The 3,155-nt window shown below is 51.3% G+C and carries 1 rRNA gene; it reads right to left on the bottom strand.

Going from position 1 to position 3,155, the window contains the following annotated elements:
* Positions 1-33: 33 nt before the first annotated feature.
* Positions 34-2,914, bottom strand: a 23S ribosomal RNA gene (locus M0G74_RS18115).
* Positions 2,915-3,155: the final 241 nt, after the last annotated feature.

The following is a 3,155-nucleotide window of genomic DNA, read 5'->3' as shown; positions in this document are numbered from 1 at the left end:
GATCAGTCAATCGTTAGTAACCATCTCTGTTGTATGGTCAAGCCGCACGGGCAATTAGTACTGGTTAGCTCAACGCCTCACAACGCTTCCACACCCAGCCTATCAACGTGGTAGTCTTCCACGGCCCTTTAGGACTCTCAAGGAGTCAGGGAAATCTCATCTTGAAGGAGGCTTCCCGCTTAGATGCTTTCAGCGGTTATCCCGTCCGAACATAGCTACCGGGCAATGCCACTGGCGTGACAACCCGAACACCAGAGGTTCGTTCACTCCGGTCCTCTCGTACTAGGAGCAACTCTTCTCAAATTTCCAACGCCCACGGCAGATAGGGACCGAACTGTCTCACGACGTTCTAAACCCAGCTCGCGTACCACTTTAAATGGCGAACAGCCATACCCTTGGGACCGGCTTCAGCCCCAGGATGTGATGAGCCGACATCGAGGTGCCAAACACCGCCGTCGATGTGAACTCTTGGGCGGTATCAGCCTGTTATCCCCGGAGTACCTTTTATCCGTTGAGCGATGGCCCTTCCATACAGAACCACCGGATCACTATGACCTACTTTCGTACCTGCTCGTCATGTCTGACTCGCAGTCAAGCGCACTTATACCATTATGCTCATTGCATGATTTCCGACCATGCTGAGTGCACCTTCGTACTCCTCCGTTACTCTTTGGGAGGAGACCGCCCCAGTCAAACTACCCACCATACACTGTCCTCGATCCGGATAACGGACCAGAGTTAGAACCTCAAACATACCAGGGTGGTATTTCAAGGATGGCTCCACAATGACTGGCGTCACTGCTTCAAAGCCTCCCACCTATCCTACACAAGTAGGCTCAAAGTTCAGTGCAAAGCTGTAGTAAAGGTTCACGGGGTCTTTCCGTCTAGCCGCGGGTACACTGCATCTTAACAGCGATTTCAATTTCACTGAGTCTCTGGTGGAGACAGCTTGGCCATCGTTACGCCATTCGTGCAGGTCGGAACTTACCCGACAAGGAATTTCGCTACCTTAGGACCGTTATAGTTACGGCCGCCGTTTACCGGGGCTTCGATCAAGAGCTTCGCTTACGCTAACCCCATCAATTAACCTTCCGGCACCGGGCAGGCGTCACACCCTATACGTCCACTTACGTGTTTGCAGAGTGCTATGTTTTTAATAAACAGTCGCAGCCAACTGGTCACTTCGACCGCCAACAGCTTACGGAGCAAGTCCGATCACCGTCAGCGGCGTACCTTCTCCCGAAGTTACGGTACCATTTTGCCTAGTTCCTTCACCAGAGTTCTCTCAAGCGCCTTGGTATTCTCTACCTGACCACCTGTGTCGGTTTAGAGTACGGTTCACAATTGCCTGAAGCTTAGAAGTTTTTCCTGGAAGCAGGGCATCAACCACTTCGTCTTACAAGTAAGACTCGTCATCAGCTCTCAGCTTTAGGGACCCGGATTTGCCTAAGTCCCCAGCCTACTACCTTAAACATGGACAACCAATCGCCATGCTGGCCTAGCCTTCTCCGTCACTCCATCGCAGCAATTGCAAGTACAGGAATATTAACCCGTTTCCCATCGACTACGGCTTTCGCCCTCGCCTTAGGGGCCGACTAACCCTGTCCCGATTAGCGTTGGACAGGAACCCTTGGTCTTCCGGCGGGGAGGTTTTTCACCCCCCTTGTCGTTACTCATGTCAGCATTCGCACTTGTGATACCTCCAGCAGACCTCACAGTCCACCTTCAGCGGCTTACACAACGCTCCTCTACCATGCTCAAAAGAGCATCCGCAGCTTCGGTTATCAGTTTGAGCCCCGGTATATCTTCCGCGCGGGCCGACTCGACTAGTGAGCTATTACGCTTTCTTTAAAGGATGGCTGCTTCTAAGCCAACCTCCTAGCTGTCTGGGCCTTCCCACATCGTTTCCCACTTAACTGATATTTGGGACCTTAGCTGGCGGTCTGGGTTGTTTCCCTTTTCACGACGGACGTTAGCACCCGCCGTGTGTCTCCCGCGATTGCACTCCTCGGTATTCGGAGTTTGCATGGGGTTGGTAAGTCGGGATGACCCCCTAGCCCAAACAGTGCTCTACCCCCGAGGGTGAGACGCGAGGCGCTACCTAAATAGCTTTCGAGGAGAACCAGCTATCTCCCGGCTTGATTAGCCTTTCACTCCGATCCACAGGTCATCTCCTAATTTTTCAACATTAGTGAGTTCGGTCCTCCAGTTGATGTTACTCAACCTTCAACCTGCCCATGGATAGATCGCCGGGTTTCGGGTCTATTGCCTGCAACTAAACGCCCTATTAAGACTCGATTTCTCTACGGCTCCCCTATGCGGTTAACCTTGCTACAGACAATAAGTCGCTGACCCATTATACAAAAGGTACGCAGTCACCCCGAAGGGCTCCTACTGCTTGTACGTATACGGTTTCAGGTTCTATTTCACTCCCCTCTCCGGGGTTCTTTTCGCCTTTCCCTCACGGTACTGGTTCACTATCGGTCAGCTGGGAGTATTTAGCCTTGGAGGATGGTCCCCCCATGTTCAGTCAAGATAACACGTGTCCCGACCTACTCGATTTCACTCAATGTGCCTTTTCGTGTACGGGGCTATCACCCTGTATCGCGGAACTTTCCAGATCCTTCCACTAAGACATAAAGAGCTTAAGGGCTAGTCCCCTTTCGCTCGCCGCTACTCAGGGAATCTCGGTTGATTTCTTTTCCTCCGGGTACTTAGATGTTTCAGTTCCCCGGGTTCGCCTCGCATAGCTATGTATTCACTATGCGATACCTGTAAACAGGTGGGTTTCCCCATTCGGACATTCCAGGATCAAAGCTTGTGTGCCAGCTCCCCTAGACTTTTCGCAGGCTCCTACGTCCTTCATCGCCTCCAGCTGCCAAGGCATCCACCGTATACGCTTAGTCGCTTGACCATACAACACAAACGACTACTAACGACTGGACGCGCATTGACTAACGCTTACGTCATGTTTCCACAACAATAAGCGAGTACAACTGCACGTTGTATGTATTTGAATGCGACCAAGCATTCAAACACCGGATTGTGTGCTTGAGAGACACACATTTCTATTGATGTTGAGTATGTTAAGTACTCAACCTCGCCTTGCAGTGTATTACTACAAAATGTTTCACCTTGTTAAAGAGCATCTGATG

The organism is Microbulbifer sp. CAU 1566 (assembly GCF_023156515.1).
In the GTDB taxonomy this organism is placed as follows: Bacteria; Pseudomonadota; Gammaproteobacteria; order Pseudomonadales; family Cellvibrionaceae; genus Microbulbifer.
The sequence above is the reverse complement of the archived record's forward strand: the minus strand, read 5'-3'. Positions and strand labels throughout refer to the sequence as shown.